The 19,910-nt window shown below is 66.2% G+C and carries 13 protein-coding genes; 8 read left to right on the forward strand and 5 right to left on the reverse strand.

What is annotated here, in order from left to right; genetic code table 11:
- The first annotated feature begins 199 nt into the window (after positions 1–199).
- From pks2 to A5773_RS11790, 4 genes are read left to right on the forward strand one after another with little or no spacing between them, the layout of a single operon-like run.
- On the forward strand, positions 200–6,574 hold the full coding sequence (gene pks2, locus A5773_RS11775) for a sulfolipid-1 biosynthesis phthioceranic/hydroxyphthioceranic acid synthase (protein WP_304441405.1): 6,375 nt from the start codon (positions 200–202) through the stop codon (positions 6,572–6,574).
- A complete protein-coding gene (locus tag A5773_RS11780; RefSeq protein WP_066951044.1) occupies positions 6,565–8,031 on the forward strand; it encodes an acyltransferase in 1,467 nt (488 codons plus the stop codon). Before pks2 ends, A5773_RS11780 begins: the two co-directional genes overlap by 10 nt.
- A 17-nt stretch (positions 8,032–8,048) precedes the next feature.
- Entirely contained in the window at positions 8,049–9,305 is a 1,257-nt protein-coding gene (locus tag A5773_RS11785; protein ID WP_066951040.1) for a glycosyltransferase, read from the forward strand.
- Positions 9,305–10,003 (forward strand): GAP family protein, encoded by a 699-nt coding sequence (locus A5773_RS11790; RefSeq protein ID WP_066951036.1) that lies wholly within the window; start codon positions 9,305–9,307, stop codon positions 10,001–10,003. The genes A5773_RS11785 and A5773_RS11790 overlap by 1 nt, the downstream gene beginning before the upstream one ends.
- A 14-nt stretch (positions 10,004–10,017) precedes the next feature.
- Here the strand turns inward: A5773_RS11790 and A5773_RS11795 are convergent, their stop codons facing one another.
- Entirely contained in the window at positions 10,018–11,067 is a 1,050-nt protein-coding gene (locus tag A5773_RS11795) for a rhamnan synthesis F family protein (RefSeq protein WP_066951032.1), read from the reverse strand.
- 58 nt (positions 11,068–11,125) lie between these two features.
- Entirely contained in the window at positions 11,126–12,844 is a 1,719-nt protein-coding gene (locus A5773_RS11800) for an AMP-binding protein (protein ID WP_066951028.1), read from the reverse strand.
- A gap of 85 nt (positions 12,845–12,929) precedes the next feature.
- Between A5773_RS11800 and A5773_RS11805 the strand changes: the two genes are divergently transcribed.
- On the forward strand, positions 12,930–13,730 hold the full coding sequence (locus tag A5773_RS11805) for a phthiotriol/phenolphthiotriol dimycocerosates methyltransferase (RefSeq protein ID WP_231989299.1): 801 nt from the start codon (positions 12,930–12,932) through the stop codon (positions 13,728–13,730).
- Positions 13,731–13,852: 122 nt separating this feature from the next.
- Positions 13,853–17,026, forward strand: a complete 3,174-nt coding sequence (locus A5773_RS11810; RefSeq protein WP_066951025.1) for an adenylate/guanylate cyclase domain-containing protein — start codon at positions 13,853–13,855, stop codon at positions 17,024–17,026.
- Positions 17,027–17,038: 12 nt separating this feature from the next.
- On the opposite strand, the gene cwsA is transcribed toward A5773_RS11810, so the two are convergent.
- Positions 17,039–17,473: a cell wall synthesis protein CwsA gene (gene cwsA / locus A5773_RS11815; RefSeq protein ID WP_066951022.1), complete on the reverse strand. Its 435-nt coding sequence runs from the start codon at positions 17,471–17,473 to the stop codon at positions 17,039–17,041.
- A 129-nt stretch (positions 17,474–17,602) separates the two neighbouring features.
- On the opposite strand from cwsA, the gene A5773_RS11820 reads away from it, so the two are divergent.
- Entirely contained in the window at positions 17,603–18,151 is a 549-nt protein-coding gene (locus tag A5773_RS11820) for a peptidylprolyl isomerase (protein WP_066951018.1), read from the forward strand.
- 23 nt (positions 18,152–18,174) lie between these two features.
- On the opposite strand, the gene A5773_RS11825 is transcribed toward A5773_RS11820, so the two are convergent.
- Both A5773_RS11825 and crgA read right to left on the reverse strand, forming a co-directional pair.
- Entirely contained in the window at positions 18,175–18,600 is a 426-nt protein-coding gene (locus A5773_RS11825) for a PH domain-containing protein (RefSeq protein ID WP_066951015.1), read from the reverse strand.
- Between the two features lie 155 nt (positions 18,601–18,755).
- Positions 18,756–19,037 (reverse strand): cell division protein CrgA, encoded by a 282-nt coding sequence (crgA, locus tag A5773_RS11830; protein WP_066951011.1) that lies wholly within the window; start codon positions 19,035–19,037, stop codon positions 18,756–18,758.
- A 118-nt stretch (positions 19,038–19,155) separates the two neighbouring features.
- Between crgA and A5773_RS11835 the strand changes: the two genes are divergently transcribed.
- Entirely contained in the window at positions 19,156–19,899 is a 744-nt protein-coding gene (locus A5773_RS11835; protein ID WP_066951008.1) for a DUF881 domain-containing protein, read from the forward strand.
- The last annotated feature ends 11 nt before the right edge of the window (positions 19,900–19,910 follow it).

Genomic DNA, 19,910 nt, shown 5'->3' on the forward strand with positions numbered 1-19,910 from the left:
ATCCGCCGAAAGGCGGTTGACCTGCGAGGAAACCCCGTCAAACCCCACACCCTGAATATCGACGCCGCAGTAGGCAGCCCGACAACCCAACAGGTCGCTATCCAGCGATAAGGCAGCCGACAGCGCGACTCCGCCTTTGCTGTGAGGAGGAAACGGCTTTGTTCGGGTCAATATCAAGGGTGCGTGCGCGGGGCGGGCTGTGTCTTCCCACCCGATAGCCACGCCTGTCGCGGTCATCGGGATGGCGTGCCGCCTGCCCGGAGGCATCGAATCTCCAGAACAGTTTTGGGAGGCGTTGCTGCGCGGCGACGACCTTGTCACCGAAATCCCACCGGACCGGTGGGACGCCGACGAGTTCTACGATCCCCAACCCGGTGTGCCCGGTCGGTCCGTCTGCAAATGGGGCGCGTTCCTCGATGACGTGGCCGGCTTCGACCCGGAGTTCTTCGGCATCACCGACAACGAGGCGACCGCGATGGACCCGCAGCACCGACTGCTGCTGGAAACCTCGTGGGAGGCCATGGAGCACGGCGGTCTGACCCGCAAGACGCTGGCCGGCTCGCGCACCGGCGTCTTCATGGGACTGATGCACGACGACTACCAATTCGTGCACGCCGAGGCCGACGCCCTGGAGGGCCCGTACGGCTACATGGGCAATAGCTTCGCCATGGGTTCCGGGCGCGTTGCGTACACGATGGGGCTGCGCGGTCCCGCGATGACAGTGGATACCGCCTGCTCGTCCGGCCTTGCAGCGGTGCATATCGCGTGTCGCAGCTTGCACGACGGCGAAAGCGACATGGCACTCGCGGGCGGCGCCTCGGTGTCGTTCGAGCCGCGCAAATCATGCTCGGGTTCTGCCATCGGAATGCTTTCTGCGACGGGGCACTGCCGGCCGTTCGATATCGCCGCCGACGGGTTCGTGGCCGGCGAGGGCTGCGTCGTGCTGTTGCTCAAGCGGCTGCCGGACGCCTTGCGCGCCGGTGACCGAATCTTGGCGGTACTCCGCGGCACCGCCGCCAACCAGGACGGCCACACGGTGAACATCGTGACGCCGTCACGGGCCGCGCAGGTCGAGGCCTATCGGGCGGCGTTGTCGGCGGCGGATGTGGACGCCCGCACCGTCGGACTGGTGGAAGCACACGGTCCCGGCACCCCCGTGGGGGATCCCGTCGAATACGCCAGCTTGGCGGAGGTGTACGGCGTCGACGGGCCGTGCGCCCTCGCGTCGGTCAAGACGAACTTCGGGCACACCCAATCGGCGGCCGGAGCGCTCGGGCTGATGAAGGCCGTGCTGGCGCTGCAGCACGGCGTGATCCCGCGCAACCTGCACTTCACGCGCCTGCCCGACCAGATGGCCGAGATCAAGACCAACCTTTTTGTGCCGCAGGCTAATACACCGTGGCCCAGCAACGGTCAGCGCGGACCACGTCGAGCGGCGGTCTCGTCGTACGGGTTCTCGGGAACCAATGTGCACGCCATCGTCGAGCAGGCGCCCCTGACGCCCGCACCGGGCGATGCCCCGCCCATCCCCGTGATCGACGGCGCGCTGCTTTTCCCGCTGTCCGCCACATCGCCCGACGGGCTGCGGCAAACCGCGAGGAGGCTCGCGGACTGGGTCGACAAACACGCGCCGGAGCTTGCGGCATCGGACGTGGCGTACACGCTCGCGCGGCGGAGGGCGCATCGGACGGTGCGCACGGCGGTCATCGCCGGCACCCTCGGCGAGCTGACCGAAGGTCTGCGCGGGGTCGCCGCCGGCGAGTTCCCGTATCAGCCGGCGGTCGGGCAGGACGACCGGGGTCCGGTCTGGCTGTTCTCCGGCCAGGGCTCGCAGTGGGCGTCGATGGGCGCCGAGCTGCTCGCGACCGAGCCGGTGTTCGCGGCGACGGTCGCCACGGTGGAGCCGCTGATCGCCCGGGAATCGGGATTCTCCGTCACCCAAGCGATTTCGGTGCCCGCAACGGTTACCGGGATCGATCGCATCCAGCCCGCGCTGTTCACGATGCAGGTCGCGCTGGCGGCCACGATGAGGGCCTACGGCGTGCGGCCGGGGGCCGTGATCGGCCACTCGATGGGTGAGGTCGCGGCCGCGGTTGTGGCGGGGGCGTTGGTGCTGGAGGACGGCGTACGCGTGATCTGCCGCCGCTCGCGGCTGATGGCGACGATCGCCGGCTCCGGTGCGATGGCGTCGGTGGAACTGCCGGCCGAGCAGGTGCTCCTGGAACTCATGGCTCGCGGCGTCGACGACGTCGTGCTGGCAGTGGTGGCCTCGCCGCAGTCCACGGTGGTCGGCGGCGCCGCGCAGGCCGTGCGAGATCTGGTCGCCGGGTGGGAGCAGCGCGACGTGGCGGCGCGCGAAATCGCCGTCGACGTGGCCTCGCACTCCCCCCAGGTTGATCCGATCCTCGACGAACTGTCCGACGTCCTGGCAGGGCTCGACCCCAGGACACCCGACGTGCCCTTCTACTCCTCGACCGCCTTCGACCCGCGCGAGCAGCCAGTGTGTGACGCCTGGTACTGGTCGGACAATCTGCGCCACATGGTGCGTTTCGCCGCCGCTGTGCAGGCGGCGTTGGAGGACGGCTACCGGGTATTCGCGGAGTTGGCCCCACATCCGCTACTCACCCATGCGGTCGAACAGACTGCGGGCAGCCTCGGTATGCCGCTGGCCGCCCTCGCTGCCATGCGCCGCGAGCAGGAGCCTCGGCACGGGCTGCGCGGCTTGCTGGCGGATCTGCACAGTGCGGGCGCGGCCGTCGACTTCTCGGTCCTCTACCCCGAGGGGCGGCTGGTGGACGTTCCGCTCCCGTCCTGGAGCCGCCGCCCACTGCTGCTGAATCGCGGCGGTCAGGATTCGCGGGCACGAGGCGCCTGGACCGTTCCGGTGCATCCACTAATGGGGCCGCACGTGCGATTACCCGAGGAACCCGAGCGCCACGTCTGGCAAGGCGAGGTCGGAACCGCGACGCAGCCGTGGCTGGGCGACCACCGCATACACAACGTCGCGGTTCTCCCGGGGGCGGCGTACTGCGAGATGGCATTGGCCGCGGCGCGCACGATCTTCGGCGAAAAGTCGGAGGTCCGCGATATCACTTTCGAGGCGACGCTGCTCTTGGACGCCGAGACTCCGGTCTCCGCGGACGCGTCGGTGAACGCGCCCGGCATCGCCGATTTCGTGGTGCAGAGCTTTCAGGAGCGCAAGCCGGTCCGGCGGGCGACGGGGGTGCTGCGGGCGCGAGGACGGGAGGACCGTCCAGCCGCCTACGACATTGCGGCCCTGCTCGCGACCCACTCGTGCCGGCTGGATGGCGCCGTATTACGGCAGCAGTTCGACGACCATGGTTTGCAGTATGGCGCGGCCTTCGCCGGACTGGCCACGGCCTACACCGCGGGCGAGGGCGGCGGGACGGTGCTGGCGGAGGTCGCGCTGCCCGGCGCCATCCGCTCGCAACACAGCGCCTACGGCATCCACCCCGCCTTACTTGATGCCTGCTTTCAATCGGTTGCGGCGCACCCCGCGGCCCGGGTTGCGGGTAGCGCCGGTCTGCTGCTGCCGCTTGGCGTACGCGGTGTTCGGCTCTACGCCCCTACCCGCGGCGCGCGCTACTGCTACACGAAGGTCTCCACGGCCGACGGGGCCGGCCTCGAGGCCGACCTCGACGTGCTTGACGAACACGGGACAGTGCTGCTGGCCGTGAGCGGACTGCAAGTCAGCACAGGGGCCGCCGAGGGCGCCCATCGCGATCGCGTGCTGAACGAGCGACTCCTGACCATCGAGTGGACACCGCGAGCGCTGCCCGACGTGGAGCACGTCAGCCGGGAATCATGCTTGCTGATCAGCACTTCCGCCACCGCGGACGTGACGGCGACCAGCCTGGCCGATGCGTTGAAATCCGGGGGAACCGACTGCATCACCATGACCTGGCCGCAGCACTGCGATCACCGGGCCAACTCGGAATCGCTGGGTGCGCATCTTGGTGCCCGCGGGGTCGGCGGGGTGGTCATCCTCACCGGCCCGAAAAACGGCAACCCCGAGGAGGAGTGCGCTGGCCGTGGCGGGGACTATGTGCGGCATCTGGTGCGAATTGCCCGGCAGATCACGGAGATCGACCGCGAGCCGCCGCGTCTGTACGTCGTAACGCGCAACGCCCAGGCCGTCGTGCCTGGGGACGTGAACAACCTGGAGCAGGCCGGGCTCCGTGGCCTGGTGCGAGCCATCAACACTGAATATCCACACCTGCGCGCGAGCCAGATCGACATGGACGAAGACACGGACGCCGAGCAACTGGCCAGACAACTGTTGGGGCCTTCGGACGAGGACGAGACGGCTTGGCGGAACGGCCAGTGGCACACCGCGCGCGTGACTCCTGGGCCGCTGCGGCCTGAGGACCGGAGAACCGCCGTGGCGGATCACCCCCACGACGGGATGCGCATGCAGATCCGGACGCCTGGCGATCTGGAAACGCTGGAACTGGCCGCTTTTCAACGAGTTCCGCCGGGTCGGGGGGAGATCGAGGTTGCGGTCACCGCATCGAGCGTCAACTTCTCCGACATCCTGATCGCCGCCGGCCAGCACCCTGGTGACGATGGGGATGCACGACAGTTGGGCAGGGACTTCGCCGGAGTCGTCACCGCGGTTGGTCCCGAAGTCTCCACCCATCGGGTGGGTGATCTTGTCGGCGGTTTCTCTGCAACCGGTTGCTGGGCAACGTTTGTCACCTGTGACGCCCGGCTGGCCGCGACGCTGCCACCGGGTCTCACCGCTGACCAGGCGGCTGCGGTGACCACTCCGCACGCCGTGGCCTGGCACGCGTTACACGATCAGGCCAGGATCGCCACCGGTGACCGGGTGTTGATCCATTCCGCAGCCGGCAGCGTGGGACGCGCGGCGATCGCGATCGCCCACGCCGCGGGAGCCGAAGTCTTCGCCACGGCCGGCAGTGAGCAGCGGCGTGAGCTGTTGCGCAACATGGGGATCCAGCATGTCTATGACTCCCGTCGCATCGAGTTCACGGAGCAGATCCGCCGCGACACCGGCGGATATGGTGTCGACATCGTGCTCAACTCGCTGTCGGGGGCCGCGCAACGCGCGGGCCTCGAGGCGTTGGCCGCCGGTGGCCGATTTGTGGAAATCGGCAAGCAGGACGTTTGTGCGAACACCCGACTGGAGCTTTTCCCATTCCATCGCAACCTCACCTTCCACTACGTCGATCTGACGTTGATGTCGCAGAGCCACCCGGAGCGGGTGGGCGGATTGCTTAGCACGGTGTATCGCCTTGTCGCAGAGCATGAGCTGCCGTTGCCGGACATCACTCACTACGCGCTCGGAGATGCCACCGCGGCTCTACGCGTGAAAAGCGAGGCGGAGCACACGGGCAGGGTTCTACTCGATATGCCCAAGACCGGTCACACCAACGTCGTGGTACCGCCCGGTCAGAGCCCGACTTTCCGCAACGACGGCTCATACATCATCACCGGCGGCCTGGGCGGGATCGGGCTCTTCCTTGCCGAAAAGATGGCCGCGGCCGGCTGTGGCCGCATCGTGTTGAGCTCGCGATCGCAACCGAATGCCAGGGCGTTGGAGACGATCGAACTCATCCGCGCGATGGGCACCGACATCGAGGTGGACTGCGGCGACATCGCCGAAGCCGGCACGGCGACGCGCTTGGTGGCGACGGCGACTGCCACCGGCCTGCCGTTGCGGGGGGTGTTGCACGCCGCCGCGGTATTCGAGAACGCGATGCTCGCCACCACGAGCGACGAGCTGATCGACCGCAACTGGGCTCCGAAGGTATTCGGGGCGTGGAACTTACACCGGGCGACGGCCGCTCTCGCCCTGGACTGGTTCTGCTTGTTCTCCTCGGCGGTAGGTCTGGTGGGCTCGCCCGGACAATCGGCGTACGCCGCCGCGAACAGCTGGCTGGACGCGTTCGCGCGGTGGCGCCGAGCCCGCGGCCTTCCCGCCACCGCGATCGGGTGGGCGCTATGGGCCGAGGTCGGCCGCGCCGCCGAGCTCAGGTCCGCGACCGGCGAAGACGTGGCCCCCGGGCAGGACGGCGAAGGCACCGCGATCGCGCACTGGCGCGACACGGCTTTCACCGCCGACGAGGGCGCCTACGCGTTTCAAGCACTCCTGCGCCACGACCGCGCGTACGCCGGGTATGCAAAGCTGACGGGCACCCCGTGGTTCGCCGCCTACGCGCAACGCAGCAGGTTCGCTGAATTGTTCCGCTCCAGGGGCCAAAGCTCGACGGACGCAAGCGAATTGCTGGGCGAGTTGAAGGCCCTGTCGCCGGAAGACCGGCCCGTTCGGCTCCGCCGCATGGTCTCCGACGCCGTGAGCCTGATTCTGCGGCGCACCATCGACCCGGATCACCCGCTCTCCGAGTATGGCCTCGACTCGATGGGCAACCTTGAGCTGCGCACCCGTATCGAGGCGGAAACAGGGGTGCGCGTCACCACCAACGACATCACCACCATTCGGGGTCTGGCCGGGCTACTGTGTGAAACCCTTTCTGCAACTGCCGACCGCGGTTCCGGCGCAAGCGGACAGAAGGAGGAAGAGTGTTCGTAGGTGCGGGGCCGGCGCGCGGGTTGTTCGTGGGAACGGTTCATGACTGGGTGCCCGAGTCGGGCAGGATCGTGTCCTGGGAAGCCTCACCGTCCTCCCTCGAGAAGGCCCGGCAGGCGCCGATAAGCGATGTGCCGCTGAGCGCCATGCAGGAAGCCCACCTGCGCGGCTTTTCCCGCTACGCGGCCCGCGGGCTCGACTATGCCCGGCTGGTCATCGGGTGCGGCGACGAACCCGGCCGGTGCGACGTCCGTGCCATGAGCTACGTCATCAATGCACACCTGCGCCGACACAAGACGTATCACAGTTGGTTCGCATACCAAGACGCGGAATGCATTGTGCGGCATACCATCGATGATCCCGCCGATATCGAGTTCGTTCCGACCCGGCGTGACACGATGACACCGACCGAGTGGCGTCAGTTCGTGCTGTCCACCCCCGACCCGGTGCAATGGGACTGCTTCAGGTTCGGCATCATCCAGCGCGCGGACCACTTCACCTTCTTCGCGATCGTCGATCACGTGCACTGTGACCCGACGATCATCTCGGGGTTGTACACGGAAATCTTGATGAACTACCGCAGCCTGATCACCGGGGGCGCGCTCGGTTCGTCACCATCGCCCGCCAGTCACGACGATTTCTGCATGCGAGAGAAGCAACACCTGGCCAGCCTGGCGGCGTCTTCCCCCGAGGTGCGGAGGTGGATCGAATTCGCCGAACGGAACGGCGGAACGCTACCGGACTTCCCCCTGCCGCTCGGCGACTTGTCCGTGCCTTCCGGTGGCGACCTCGTCGTCCAGCGCCTGATGGGTCAGGAACAGACCGCCGCATTCGAATCACTCTGCATCCGAGCGGCCGCGCGCATCAGCGGGGGCCTGTTCGCCTGTGTGGCTCTCGCGCAGTACGAGTTGACCGGCGCGACGACGTATTACGGGCTCGCGCCGATCGACAAACGCAGGACCCTCGCGGAATTCTCGACCATGGGATGGTTCACCGGCGTGGTTCCGTTCACCGTCCCCGTCGACCCGGCATCTTTTGCAGAGACCGCGCGCGCCGCGCAGGCGTCCTTCGACTCGAATCTGGATCTCGCGAATGTGTCGTTCAACGACGTGCTGAAGTTGGCGCCCTGGCTCAGGGAGTGGGGACCGAATTGCACCATGGTCAATTACATGGATGCCGGCCTGCCGCCCTTTTCCGCCACCGTCGCTTCCCAGATGAAGAACGCGAACGTCAAAATCTATTGCGACCCAAGGGATCCGGCTCACTTGTATATTTCGGTGATCCGGCTCTTCGACGAGGTGTCGATTTGGGTGAATTTCCCGAACAATCCGGTGGCGAGGGACTCCGTGACCCGATTTCTGAACGCGCTGACAGCGGTATTCAAGCGCGTCTTGGCGGACGACGGTTCGAGTGCGGCAAGGACCGAGGTCACGGATCTTGCCTACGCGGACGACGATTGACGGGGCCGGTTGCGTCGATGAAAGTTGTCTTGGCGGCCCACGGAACGCGCGGCGATGTCGAGCCCTGCGCCGCTGTCGGCCTTGAGCTGATGCGGCGAGGGCACGAAGTACGCGTGGCGGCGCCGCCCGACCTGATTGGCTTTGTGGAGTCGGCCGGGCTTGTTGCGGTCGGGTACGGGCCGGATTCGCAGGAGCAGGTCAAGGCGCTCGCGGATTTCCACCACCACGCCTTCAAGCCGCAAAACCCGATCAACTTGGTCCGCGCGGGCAAGGAGCTTTTCATCGAGGGTTGGGCGCAGATGAGTTCGACGCTGACTTCGGTGGCGGACGGGGCCGACGTACTGGTAACCGGCCAGACGTACCACGGGGTCGTCGCCAATGTGGCGGAGTACTACGACATTCCAGTGGCTGCGCTTCACCACATGCCGATCTGCGTCAATGGCCAGCTGGCTCTTCCGTCGATACCATCGCCGGCTCCCCTGGTCCGCGCTACGTTGAGGACGGCGTGGTGGCTGTACTGGCTTATCACCCAGGAGGTCGATGACGCGCAACGCCGTCAACTGGGCCTACCGCGGGCAACGGCCCCCGCGGCGAAACGGATGGCGCAACGCGGATCGCTCGAAATCCAGGCCTACGACGGAGCGTGTTTTCCGGGCCTGTCGAAGGAATGGAACGGCCGCCGGCCGTTCGTCGGCGCGCTCACGATGGAATTACCGACGCATGACGACGGTGAGGTGGCTTCGTGGGCTACCGCGGGAACGCCCCCCATCTACTTCGGGTTTGGCAGCACACCGGTCCGGTCGCCCGCCGACGCGATCGCCATGATCGCCGCGGCCTGCGCGGACCTCGGCGAACGGGCCTTGGTGTATTCGGGCGCGACCAGCCCACACTGCACGCCGCATTCCGACCGAATACGACTGGTGGGCCCGCTGAATTACACCGTCACCCTTCCGCTCTGCCGCGCGATTGTTCACCACGGTGGCGGGGGCACCACGGCCGCCGGTCTGCGAGCCGGAATTCCCATGCTGATCCTCTGGGACGTGGCCGAGCAGCCGCTGTGGGCCGCGCAGGTCACCCGGATGCGAGTTGGCCGATCCCAGCGCCTGGTGAGCACCACCGTGGAATCGCTCGTGAGACACCTCCGTGAAATCCTTGCGCCGCAATACACGGCCCGGGCTCGCGATTTCGCCGGTCGCATGACCAAGCCTGCCGAAAGCATCAGCGCGGCAGCCGATCTCGTGGAGGCGGTCGCCCGCGGGGAGCGTGTTCGATGATGTGGGGAACGGTGCTGCCGATCGCTCTTTGGCTGTCGCTCGACCCGACGCGTCTGGTCGTCGGCGGAATCTTGATGTCACGCCCCCGGCCCCGACACAACCTCCTTGCCTACTGGTGGGGCGGCATGACAGCGGGCCTGGGCCCGGCCGTCGGCGCCTTCGTACTTCTGCGGAATTCCCCACCGACGGTTATGGAAGATGCGAAGACTACGGTCATGCGCTTCACGGGCGCCTACTTCCAGATCGCGGTCGGCGTGCTTGCGCTGGCGATCGCGACAGGAGTGTGGGCGTACCGCGGCGCCCCGTCGTCCTCAGGCCAGCAATTGCCCCGACCGACCGCGGCCGCCCGGCTCACGGCGCGCATCCGGCGCGCGTTGCAGGGCGGAAATCCGTGGGTGGCGTTCGGGATCGGACTGATGACGACCGTGCCACTCGCCGATTATCTCGTGGTCCTCATCATCATCGCCTCCTCGAGAGCAGCCATCGGCGCTCAACTCGGCGCAGTCGTGATATTCATCGTCGTGGTGCTCGCTCTCGTCGAGGTCCCCCTCGTCAGTTATCTTGTCGCACCGGCGCAGACGCAGCAGGCGATGGTCCAGCTGCAAAGGTGGTTCGCCACTCACCGTCGACGGCTTCTGATCGCGGCACCCGCTCTCGCTGGGATCATGCTGTTGGCCGCGGGTGTCAGCAGCCTCTGAACCGCCAGCGTCGTTCATTTCGAACGGGGCAGCCTCCGGCGGGGAGCTTCGGTGCGCCCAGCGTAGGTCCACCCAGCCGTCGGCCGGGCGTAGCCGCTAACCAAGGAGGGCGCTCTCCGGCCCAGCCGGTCCACGTGCGCCTGGATGAGCTCGAACGGGTAGTCGGTGTGTCGCTCGATGACATCGCGCACGTTCGCCATGGACGCGTGCCACGGCATGTCGTATCGCGCCAGGTTGGTCTTGAGGAAAGGGAACCGGAAGTCCTTGATGAGTCCGTCCCAAAAGTGCAGGGTCCCGTTATTGCGGCCGGAGCGTTTATTCGCCCACGGATGGGCTGATGAGCGGCCATAGGCGAGTTCGATGGCGGCGGCGGAGACGAACGGGTTGAGGCTGAGGCCCGCCTTGCGAGCCCGCGCAGATATGCCGATCTCGTAGCGCCAGATGACCGTCTGTTTGTGGACCACGTACTGGAAGCCGTTCCAGAAATCCTCGAGAAACGGACGTGTGCGCGGATTGAGATCCCAAGCCAGAAAGAAAGATTGGAGATGGGGAACCAACTGGGTGTTCTCGACCGCGCCGTACATGTCGGCACCGTGAAACGAGCTCAACATGTTTTCGAGGGAAAAGAGCGGACCGAACACGCTGTCATTGGCGACCAGAAACCGGTCGAACTGATCGAGCGACCACCCGCGGTGCGTGAGAACGCACCACGCGAGGTGCCACGATCCGAAATCGTAAGAGAGTGTGCGGCGGGTGTAGATGCCGGCACACAGAGAGCGGATGGAAGCCACGGACTCCGGTGTGAGAGTGGGCGAGCCGGAGACGAAGACAATGGTCGCGCCCTGCTCCCGCAACGCCTTCAGGTAATAGGCGACGTACGGGTCGACGACGCCCTGGGGATCGAAGTGGGCAAACAACGCAAGCGTACGGCGGCCGGGCGGCGGATGCGGCGGAAGCTCTAGGTGGGTTTCGCACAGGAATCGGAAGGCGTTGCCGCCCAGCCGATAACGCGCCGCGGCTGACGCGCGCTCTGCTTCGGTGCGAAGCGAATCCGAAATCTTCATCGCGACCCCGTGGCCTCCGGTGAGTGCTCAGTCGACGTGAAGCGGCCAGCCGCCAGCGCTAGGCATCCAACCGCGCGAACTGATTCTGTTGATAGCGCTCGACGCAGGCCGCTCTTCGGACCTTGCCGCTGGTGGTGATGGGGATCGAACCGGGCGCTACCACAACGAGATCGGCAATGCTCAGTCCGTGCACGGTGGATATCGCGGAAGTGACTTTGCGCTTGACGGCATCGAAACCCGCTTCGCTGGCGTCGGCGCGATTCTTGAACTCGATGATCGCGACGACTTTTTCGGTGCCCTCGGCCGGAACCGAGATTGCTGCGCACCGCCCCGGCGCGATGCTCTGGATCGTTGCCTCGAGGTCGTCGGGAGAGTGGTTGCGGCCGTAGACGATCAATAGATCCTTGATACGGCCGATGATGAACAGTTCGCCGTCGGCGATGAACCCCATATCTCCGGTCCGCAGCCAGGGCCCCTCGGGAGTGCCGGCCGTCGCATCGACAAGCGTTGCGCCGAATTTCTCTTCAGACTCTGGTCGTTTCTGCCAGTAGCCGGACGCGACGTTGTGCCCATGCACCCAGATTTCACCGGTCGTTCCCGCCGGACATTCGATACGTGTCTCCGGATTGACGATGCGCACCATCGGTGAGCGTGGCGCGCCGTAACTGACCAGTGCGGTACCGCCCCCGCTCGCACACCGCTTCGCGAGGCCAGCGGTCAATTCTTCGGAGTCGAAGTGCACGACTTGTGGTGGTTGACCCGCTTCGCGGGTCGCGACGTACAGCGTTGCCTCCGCCATTCCATACGAGGGCCGCAACACCCGCTCCGGGAGGTTGAAGGAGGCGAAGCGCTCGGTGAAGCGTCGCAGCGTCGCGGGCTGGACTCGCTCGCTGCCGTTGAGGATGCTGAGCACGTTTCCCAGATCGAGGCCGGCCAGGTCGTCGTCCGAGGTCTTTCTTGCGGCCAATTCGAAGGCGAAATTAGGCCCCGCCGATAGTGCGTGACTGTTGCAGGCCAGCAACTGCATCCACCGGGCCGGCCGCTGCAGGAACGCCACCGGAGTCGTGAGCACGGTGTGGAACCCCGTCAGCACCGGAAAGATGATTCCGAGATGCAACCCCATGTCGTGGTAGAAGGGCAGCCACGACACCACAGTGGTGTCCGGTGGGGCCACGCCGCCGTGGTCGCCGAAGAAGGCGGCATTGATCTGCCCGAAATTGGCCATGATGTTCCTGTCGGAGACCATCACTCCGGCGGGGGTGCGCGTCGACCCGGACGTGTATTGCAAATAGATGGTGTCGATTGAGCTGTCGACCCGCGCGCGCGGCGCGTTCGTCGAGCCCGGGGCCGGCGAATCAACCGCGACGATCGACGGAACGGAGTCCCCGGCCCCCGCCTCGACATACCGGGCGACGTCGTCCGCGATCGACGATGTCGTGAGGAGGACGGAGGGCGAGGTGTCTTTCAGTACCGCACCGACACGTTCGTCGCTGGCCCCACCGAGTGGAACCGCAATCAGCCCAGCCTGTAATGCGGCAAGGAAGGCGGCGATGTAGTCCAGCCCGTGCGGCGCCAGTATCACTGCGCGCTCCCCCGGCCGCCCGTGAATCCCCAACTGCGGTGCGAGGTTAAGCACTCGCCGGTACAGCTGCGACCATGTCACGCTTTCGGCGATTCCGTTGCGATCCAGCTCGTAATCCATGAACGTGAACGCCGTCCGGTTGGGCTGCAGGCTGGCGCGTTCGCGCAGCAGTGTCGGAATGGGACACTTAAGCATGGGCGTCAGGCTACCCCGGCCATTATCACCGCGTCGGTTTTGCGCCGGACACGATGGGCGGCTGCAACGTACGCCGATAGAGAACGTGATCAGCCGGCTGAACTCCGCGCCAATCTTGGTGGCGCTATTGGATTTGCGCTTCAAATACGGCTATCGGTTTCTCAGCCGCCTCCTCACGAGGGACGACGTCTTATTCCTCAATTACGGATATGAGGAGGATCCGCCGCTGGCCCTGTCGCTGGCGGCGGACGACGAGCGCGATCGGTTTCCCATCCAGCTCTATCACCGCACGGCGACCCAGGTGGATCTCGCCGGCAAGGATGTGCTGGAAGTCAGTTGCGGCCACGGCGGTGGTGCCTCGTATCTGGTGCGAACGCTGCACCCCGCCTCTTACACGGGGTTGGATCTCAATACGGTCGGAATAGACTTCTGCCGAAAGAGGCACGATCTGCCCGGCCTGCAGTTCGTGCAGGGTAACGCGGAAAGCCTGCCCTTCCCCGACGCGTCCTTCGACGCGGTGATCAACGTCGAAGCCGCGATTAATTACCGCAACGTCCGCCGGTTCTTCGCTGAAGTGGAACGCGTGCTGCGGCCGGGCGGGCATTTCCTGTACGCGGATATCCGCTATGCCGACGAAATCGCCACCTGGGAAGCGGACCTGGCCGGCATCTCCCTGCGCCGGATCTCAGAGACGGCGATCAACGCACAGGTCATGCGCGGGTTGGAGCAAAATCGCCTGTTCGACCAAATCACTCGGCGTCTGCCCAACATCGGATTCCTACGTGGCATCGCCGAGGACTATGCAGGGGGGCGCGGTTCGTTGATCTACCGGCGCCTGGAAAACGGCGAGGCTTCCTACCGGTTGTTCAGCTTCGCCAAGAATTGATCCGCCTCGTCTCGAGACTTCATGCCGGCGTCACGCCGTGTGAAGCCAATACTCCCTCGCCCGGTGCACAACGGCCTATTCTTTGAACAGCAAACGCGGGGGCCGGGATTGGCGGAGGTCGGATGGCGGCCGTAGCAACGTGCCAGGCATGCGGCACCGAGCTTTTCGAGAATGCGCGGTTCTGTCACGGATGCGGCTCACCAGTTGCCCAACCCACGGCCCACGCGGAGTACAAGCAGGTGTCGGTGCTGTTCGCCGACGTTGTGCATTCCATGGACATAGCCGCGGCCGTCGGCGCGGAGCGGCTGCGCGAAATCATGGCCGAACTGGTCGACCGCTGCACCGACGTGGTGCACCGCTACGGGGGCACGGTGGACAAGTTCACCGGCGACGGGATCATGGCGGTGTTCGGCGCGCCCGTAGCAATGGAGGACCACGCGGTTCGCGCCTGCCTGACGGCCTTGGGAGTTCAGGAGGAGATCAAGCGGCTCGCGAGCGACGTCCGACAGCGCGACCGTGTGGACCTGCAGTTGCGGGTAGGCCTGAACTCCGGCCAGGTAATAGCGGGCGAAATCGGTTCCGGGCCGTTCCGCTACACCGCGATCGGTGAGCAAGTCGGGATGGCCCAACGGATGGAATCTGTGGCGCCCCCGGGTGAGGTGATGTTGAGCGAATCCACCGCACGTCTCGTTCAGGAAGCCGCCGTGTTGGGCGCCGCCGAGGAGGTGCACATCAAGGGCAGCGATGCCCCGGTGCTGTCCCGTCGCCTGCTCGGCATGACCGGTGGTTGGCAACGAAGCCGGTCCCTGCAGGGCGCCCTGGTAGGACGAGAACTCGAAGTTGCGACGGTCGCGGGCCTCCTGGATCGGTCCTTGAGCGGGCGGGGTTGCGTTATCTGCGTTGCTGGACCACCGGGCATCGGCAAGACGCGCCTCGCTGATGAGGCCATCGCGATGGCGCGGGGGCGCGGTTTCGAGGTGTCAGCAGTCTTCTGTGAGTCGCACACCAGCGACGTCCCCTTTGTCGTGGCGGCACGGCTACTTCGCGAAGCCGCCCGAATAACCGAGCTCGACGACGAGGCGGCGCGCACACAGGTGCGCGCCAGCGTCCCCGATGCGTCCGATGAGGATTTGCTGCTGCTGTATGACTTGATGGGCATTAGAGAACCCGAGACCCTACCCCCCACGATCCGTCCCGATGCGCGGCGCCGGCGGTTGACCGCACTGATCAACTCAATCTCGTTGACGCGCACCCAACCGGTTCTCTACGTCGTCGAGGACGTGCATTGGATCGACGAGGTCAGTGAGTCGCTGCTGGCCGAATTACTCACCATCATCCCCCGAACGCCGTCGATGGTGCTGATCACATACCGGCCCGAATACCGCGGCGTACTGTCTAATGTCCTTGGTGCACAGGCGATCTCGTTGACGCCGCTGAGTGAGTCGGAAACCGCGACGCTGCTTGACGAGTTGTTGGGCACCGATCCGTCGGTCGCCGGGATCAAGTCGCTTGTTGCCGAACGGGCGGGCGGTAACCCGTTTTTCGCACAGGAGATGGCGCGTGAGCTCGCCGAGCGCGGTGTGCTCGAGGGCGACCGTGGCGGTTTCACCTGCACGACAGACCTGGCCGACGTCACCGTTCCGGCGAGCCTGCAGGCCACCATCTCCGCGCGCATCGACCGCCTGGATCCCGATGCCAAGCAGACGTTGAACGCCGCCGCGGTAATTGGCTCGCGCTTCACGCCCGAGTTGCTCGCCGCGGTGGGCAACGCCCCTGCCCTGGACGGGCTCCTCAGCGCCGCGCTGATCGATCAGGTCCGTTTCACACCGGGGGCCGAGTTCGCGTTCCGCCACCCGCTGATCCGGGCGGTCGCCTATGAATCGCAACTGAAATCCGACCGCGCCCAGATGCACCGGCGCCTGGCAGCTGCTATCGAGGCCCGCGGGCCGGAATCCGCCGACCAGAACGCGGCGCTGATCGCCGAACATCTCGAAGCCGCAGGTGACCTTCAGGATGCTTACGGGTGGCATATGCGCGCCGCAACGTGGGCGACTTACCGCGATATCGCCGCGGCACGTCTGGGTTGGGAATCTGCAAGAAGGATCGCCGACGCATTGCCCGCCGAGGACCCGCACCGAGCAGCCATGCGGATCGCCCCGCGCACCATGCTGTGCGCGACCGCCTGGCGCGTCCGGATGAGCGTGGCCGGTGAGCGTTTTGATGAACTGCGGAGGTTGTGCACCGCCGCTGGGGACAAGGCGTCACTGGCGATCGCTATGGCAGCGCTGGTGGCTGATCACACGCACCAGGACCGCGTTGTCGAGGCTTCGCAGCTAGCTTCGGAGGCCGTGACCCTGGTCGAGTCCATCGGCGATCCCACGCTGACGGTAGCGCTGTCCTTCACGCCGATCCGCGCCAAGATGGCAAGCGGCGAGTGGTCGGAGATGCTCCGGCTGTCCCAGCGGGTCATCGACCTGGCCGCCGGTGACCCCGCCAAGGGCAACCTGCTTTTCGGGTCTCCCCTGGCCCTCGCCTACGCGCAACGGGCCATCGCCCGTTACGCACTGGGTCGCCCGGGATGGCGAGAGGACCTGCGGCGCGGGCTGACCGTGGCGCAGGGCGCCGACTCCCTGTCCTACGTCACCCTCGTGAGCTATGTGTACTCCGCGGGGATACCGGCCGGCGCGCTGCGGCCCGACGAATCCACGGTGCGGGAGATCGAGGATGCGTTAACCATCGCCGAACGATCCGGCGACAACCTCCAGTTGGGTTTCGCCTGGTTGACCCTGGGCCTTGCGCTGGTGCACCGCCACACGGATGCCGAGCGTGATCGCGGGCAGAAGTTGCTGGCGGAGGTCCACGAGGTTTTCCTGCGCGGGGGCCACTTCCTGTGCGATCTACAGCTGCTCGACGCGTATGTGGCCCGTGAGACGGCCCGCCGAGGGGATCGCGATCAAGCGATACCGCAGATGCGCGCCGCGGTCGACCATCTCGCCCGTGGCGGCCAACTCCTGTCTTGGGGAATTCCGGCGACGTCGGTTCTGGTGGAGACCTTGCTAGACCGCGGGACCGAATGTGACGTTGCCGAAGCCGGGGCCGCAATCGAGCGGTTGGCGGACGCACCGGCCGATGAGGGCCTGGCGATACGTGAAATTTGGCTGCAGCGGCTGCGCGCCCTTCTGGCGCGGGCGCGGGGCGATATGGAGGCCTACTCGCGGCTCAGAGATCGCTACCGCGACATGGCGAGAACGCTTGGCTTCGAAGGACACACCGACTGGGCCGAGGCGATGCCATAGGGCCGGCCGTCGTCAGGGGCGCGGCTGCACCTCGACACTCGGCGGCCGTGACTGCGGCTCCTGGGGTTTCGCACGAACCGATCGCCGCACCAGGCTGAACGCGACCGCGCCGCCGGCGAGGATCACGACGGCCGCGCCCGCGAACACCAACGGACGCCTGCTCCGGCGCTGCGCCCGCCGCGCGTCCTGCAGCGCCTGAGGCAGGTTCGAAACCACCTCCTGCGCGGCGGCCAACTCTTGGGCGAGCGTCTCTTGGGCCGCGGCGAGTTCCTTGGCCAGGCGCCCCTCTTGGTATTTGCGACGGAGCTGCGCTGCGGTCGACTGAGCAGACTGGACGCTCAGGCCGACGACTCCCCTGGTGACGTCCACTGGTCCCACTGTCGAGTAAGTCAGCCCGCGAGCCAGTCGCTCACGCGGGCTCAGCCGGGATTCCGCCTTTGCGCTCATCTGCCGCCTTTCTGTGCGTGCTGAACAGACTGCCAGCATAGGGACGTCGGCGGAACCGTTGTGCGCGCGACGCAGTTTCGGCGGCGGCTCGGCTTGAGCGACACCGGGTGTGGGCATGCCCCGCGCGTAATGGCAGACTCTCATGCCGTGACCAACAGCCCCCATCAGACCGCTACCGCCACGCTCCACACCAACCGCGGCGACATCAAAGTCGCCCTGTTCGGCAACCACGCGCCCAAGACCGTCGCCAACTTCGTTGGCCTGGCGCAGGGCACCAAGGAGTACTCGACCCAGAACGCATCGGGCGGGTCCTCCGGTCCGTTCTACGATGGCGCGGTCTTCCACCGGGTGATCCAGGGCTTCATGATCCAGGGCGGCGACCCGACCGGCACCGGTCGCGGCGGCCCCGGCTACAAGTTCGCCGACGAGTTCCACCCCGAACTTCAATTCGACAAGCCGTACCTGCTGGCGATGGCGAATGCGGGCCCGGGCACCAACGGCTCGCAATTCTTCATCACGGTCGGCAAGACACCCCACCTGAACCGGCGGCACACCATCTTCGGCGAAGTGACGGACCCGGAATCGCAGCGAGTGGTCGAGGCGATCGCGACGACGTCCACCGACGCCAACGACCGCCCGACCGAGCCGGTGGTCATCGAGTCGATCACCATCACGTAAGCCGGGCCACCGGCCGCTTTCGATCAGTGCGGGTGACGGCCCGCGTAACCGGCGGCGGTCAGCGCGTCGAGCACCTCGAGCGGGTCCGTCCCGAGGTCCCAGCGAGAGAACAGAACCAGCCCGCCGTCGGCGGTCTCGACCTCAAGTAGCCGGTTTTTGCGTCCGTAGCGCCGGAACTCGGTGATTCGGATGATCTTGATGTCGTCGGGTCGTAATACCTGCGTCCGGAACCATCCCCGGAGCAACAAGCCGTCGGCGGTAATTGCCAGCTTCGGCCGCGCGCGCCACGTCGCGCCCGCAAACAAGATCAGACCCACCGCGGCAATCCCCGTGAGAATCCGCCCCGGCGCGTCTGTGACCACGGTCACACTGGCGATAGCCATCAGAACACCGGCGGCCCCACAACCAGCGATTCCAGGCGTGCGCGGCTCCCACTGTGTTTGCTGCATGCGCCGTTCAGCCCCTCCCACCACGGCCTATGGAGTTATCCACAGACGCTATCAACAGTGGGGATAAATCACACGCGTGTGATTGGGGGGTGGGAATGTTGCTGGCGCGGTAACGGAGCAACCCGAAAATGAATTCATTCCGCGGCTGATGTCGCTCAGTGCCAGCGCATCGTCAGCAACAAACCCGTGATCATGAAAGCGAACGCGATGGCGTAGTTCCATGGACCGAGTTGCGCCATCCAGTTGAGGGCGGTCGGCGCCTGGCTGCCCACGGCGGCCAGCTGAAACACCATCAACCAGACGAGCCCGATCAGCATCAGGCCGACGAACAAGGCAACGAACCAGACGCTGGACGGTCCCACCTTCACCTTCACCGGCGTGCGGCTGACCGCGCCGACGGCGAAGTCGTTCTTCTTGCGGACCTTGGACTTGGGCATGATTACCTCAACAAGACGGTGAGTGGGACGGGTGCAACGATAAAGACCGCAGCTGCACGCACAGCTTGGCTACGAGACTAACTCACCCGGCACGCCGACCAGGAAATTGGAGAGCCGAATGAGCGACGGACGCCGGTCACCATGGCGCTTCGGCGTCCCGGTGGTGTGCCTGTCGGCGGGATTGCTCCTTGCGGCCACCCACGGGGTGTCCGGCGGCGCCGAGATCCGTCGCAGTGACGCCCCCCGGCTGGTCGATCTGGTTCGCGAGGCCCAAGCTTCGGTGAACCATCTCAACGCCCAACGCGACTCGCTGGCCGGCAAGATCGATGCCGCGCACGGACGGTCCTCGGATCTGGCGTTGGCGGCGATGCTGCGCCGCTCCGCCGAGCTGGCCGCCGAGGCGGACATGAACCCGGTCCACGGCCCAGGCCTCGCTGTCACGTTGGACGACGCGCCACGGGACGCCAACGGCCGCTTCCCGCGGGATGCGTCGCCCGACGACCTGGTGGTGCACCAGCAAGACATCGAGGCCGTCCTCAACGCGTTGTGGAGCGCCGGCGCGGAGGCGATCCAGATGCAGGACCAGCGCATCATCGCCACGTCCGTGCCCCGCTGCGTCGGCAACACGCTGCTGCTCAACGGGCGCACCTACAGCCCGCCCTACACGATCACCGCGATCGGCAACGCGGCCGCCATGCAAGCCGCCCTGGCCGCCGCTCCCCTGGTCACCCTGTACCGCCAGTACGTGGTCCGATTCGGGCTCGGCTACCGCGAAGAGGTCAAGCCCGACGTGCAGGTCGTCGGCCACACCGAGCCGGACCGGCTGCATTTCGCGCAGCCCATGGGAACCATCGGCTACTGATTTCCAGCGGA

It is taken from the genome of Mycobacterium sp. 852014-52450_SCH5900713, from assembly GCF_001667075.1.
Taxonomy (GTDB): Bacteria; Actinomycetota; Actinomycetes; order Mycobacteriales; family Mycobacteriaceae; genus Mycobacterium.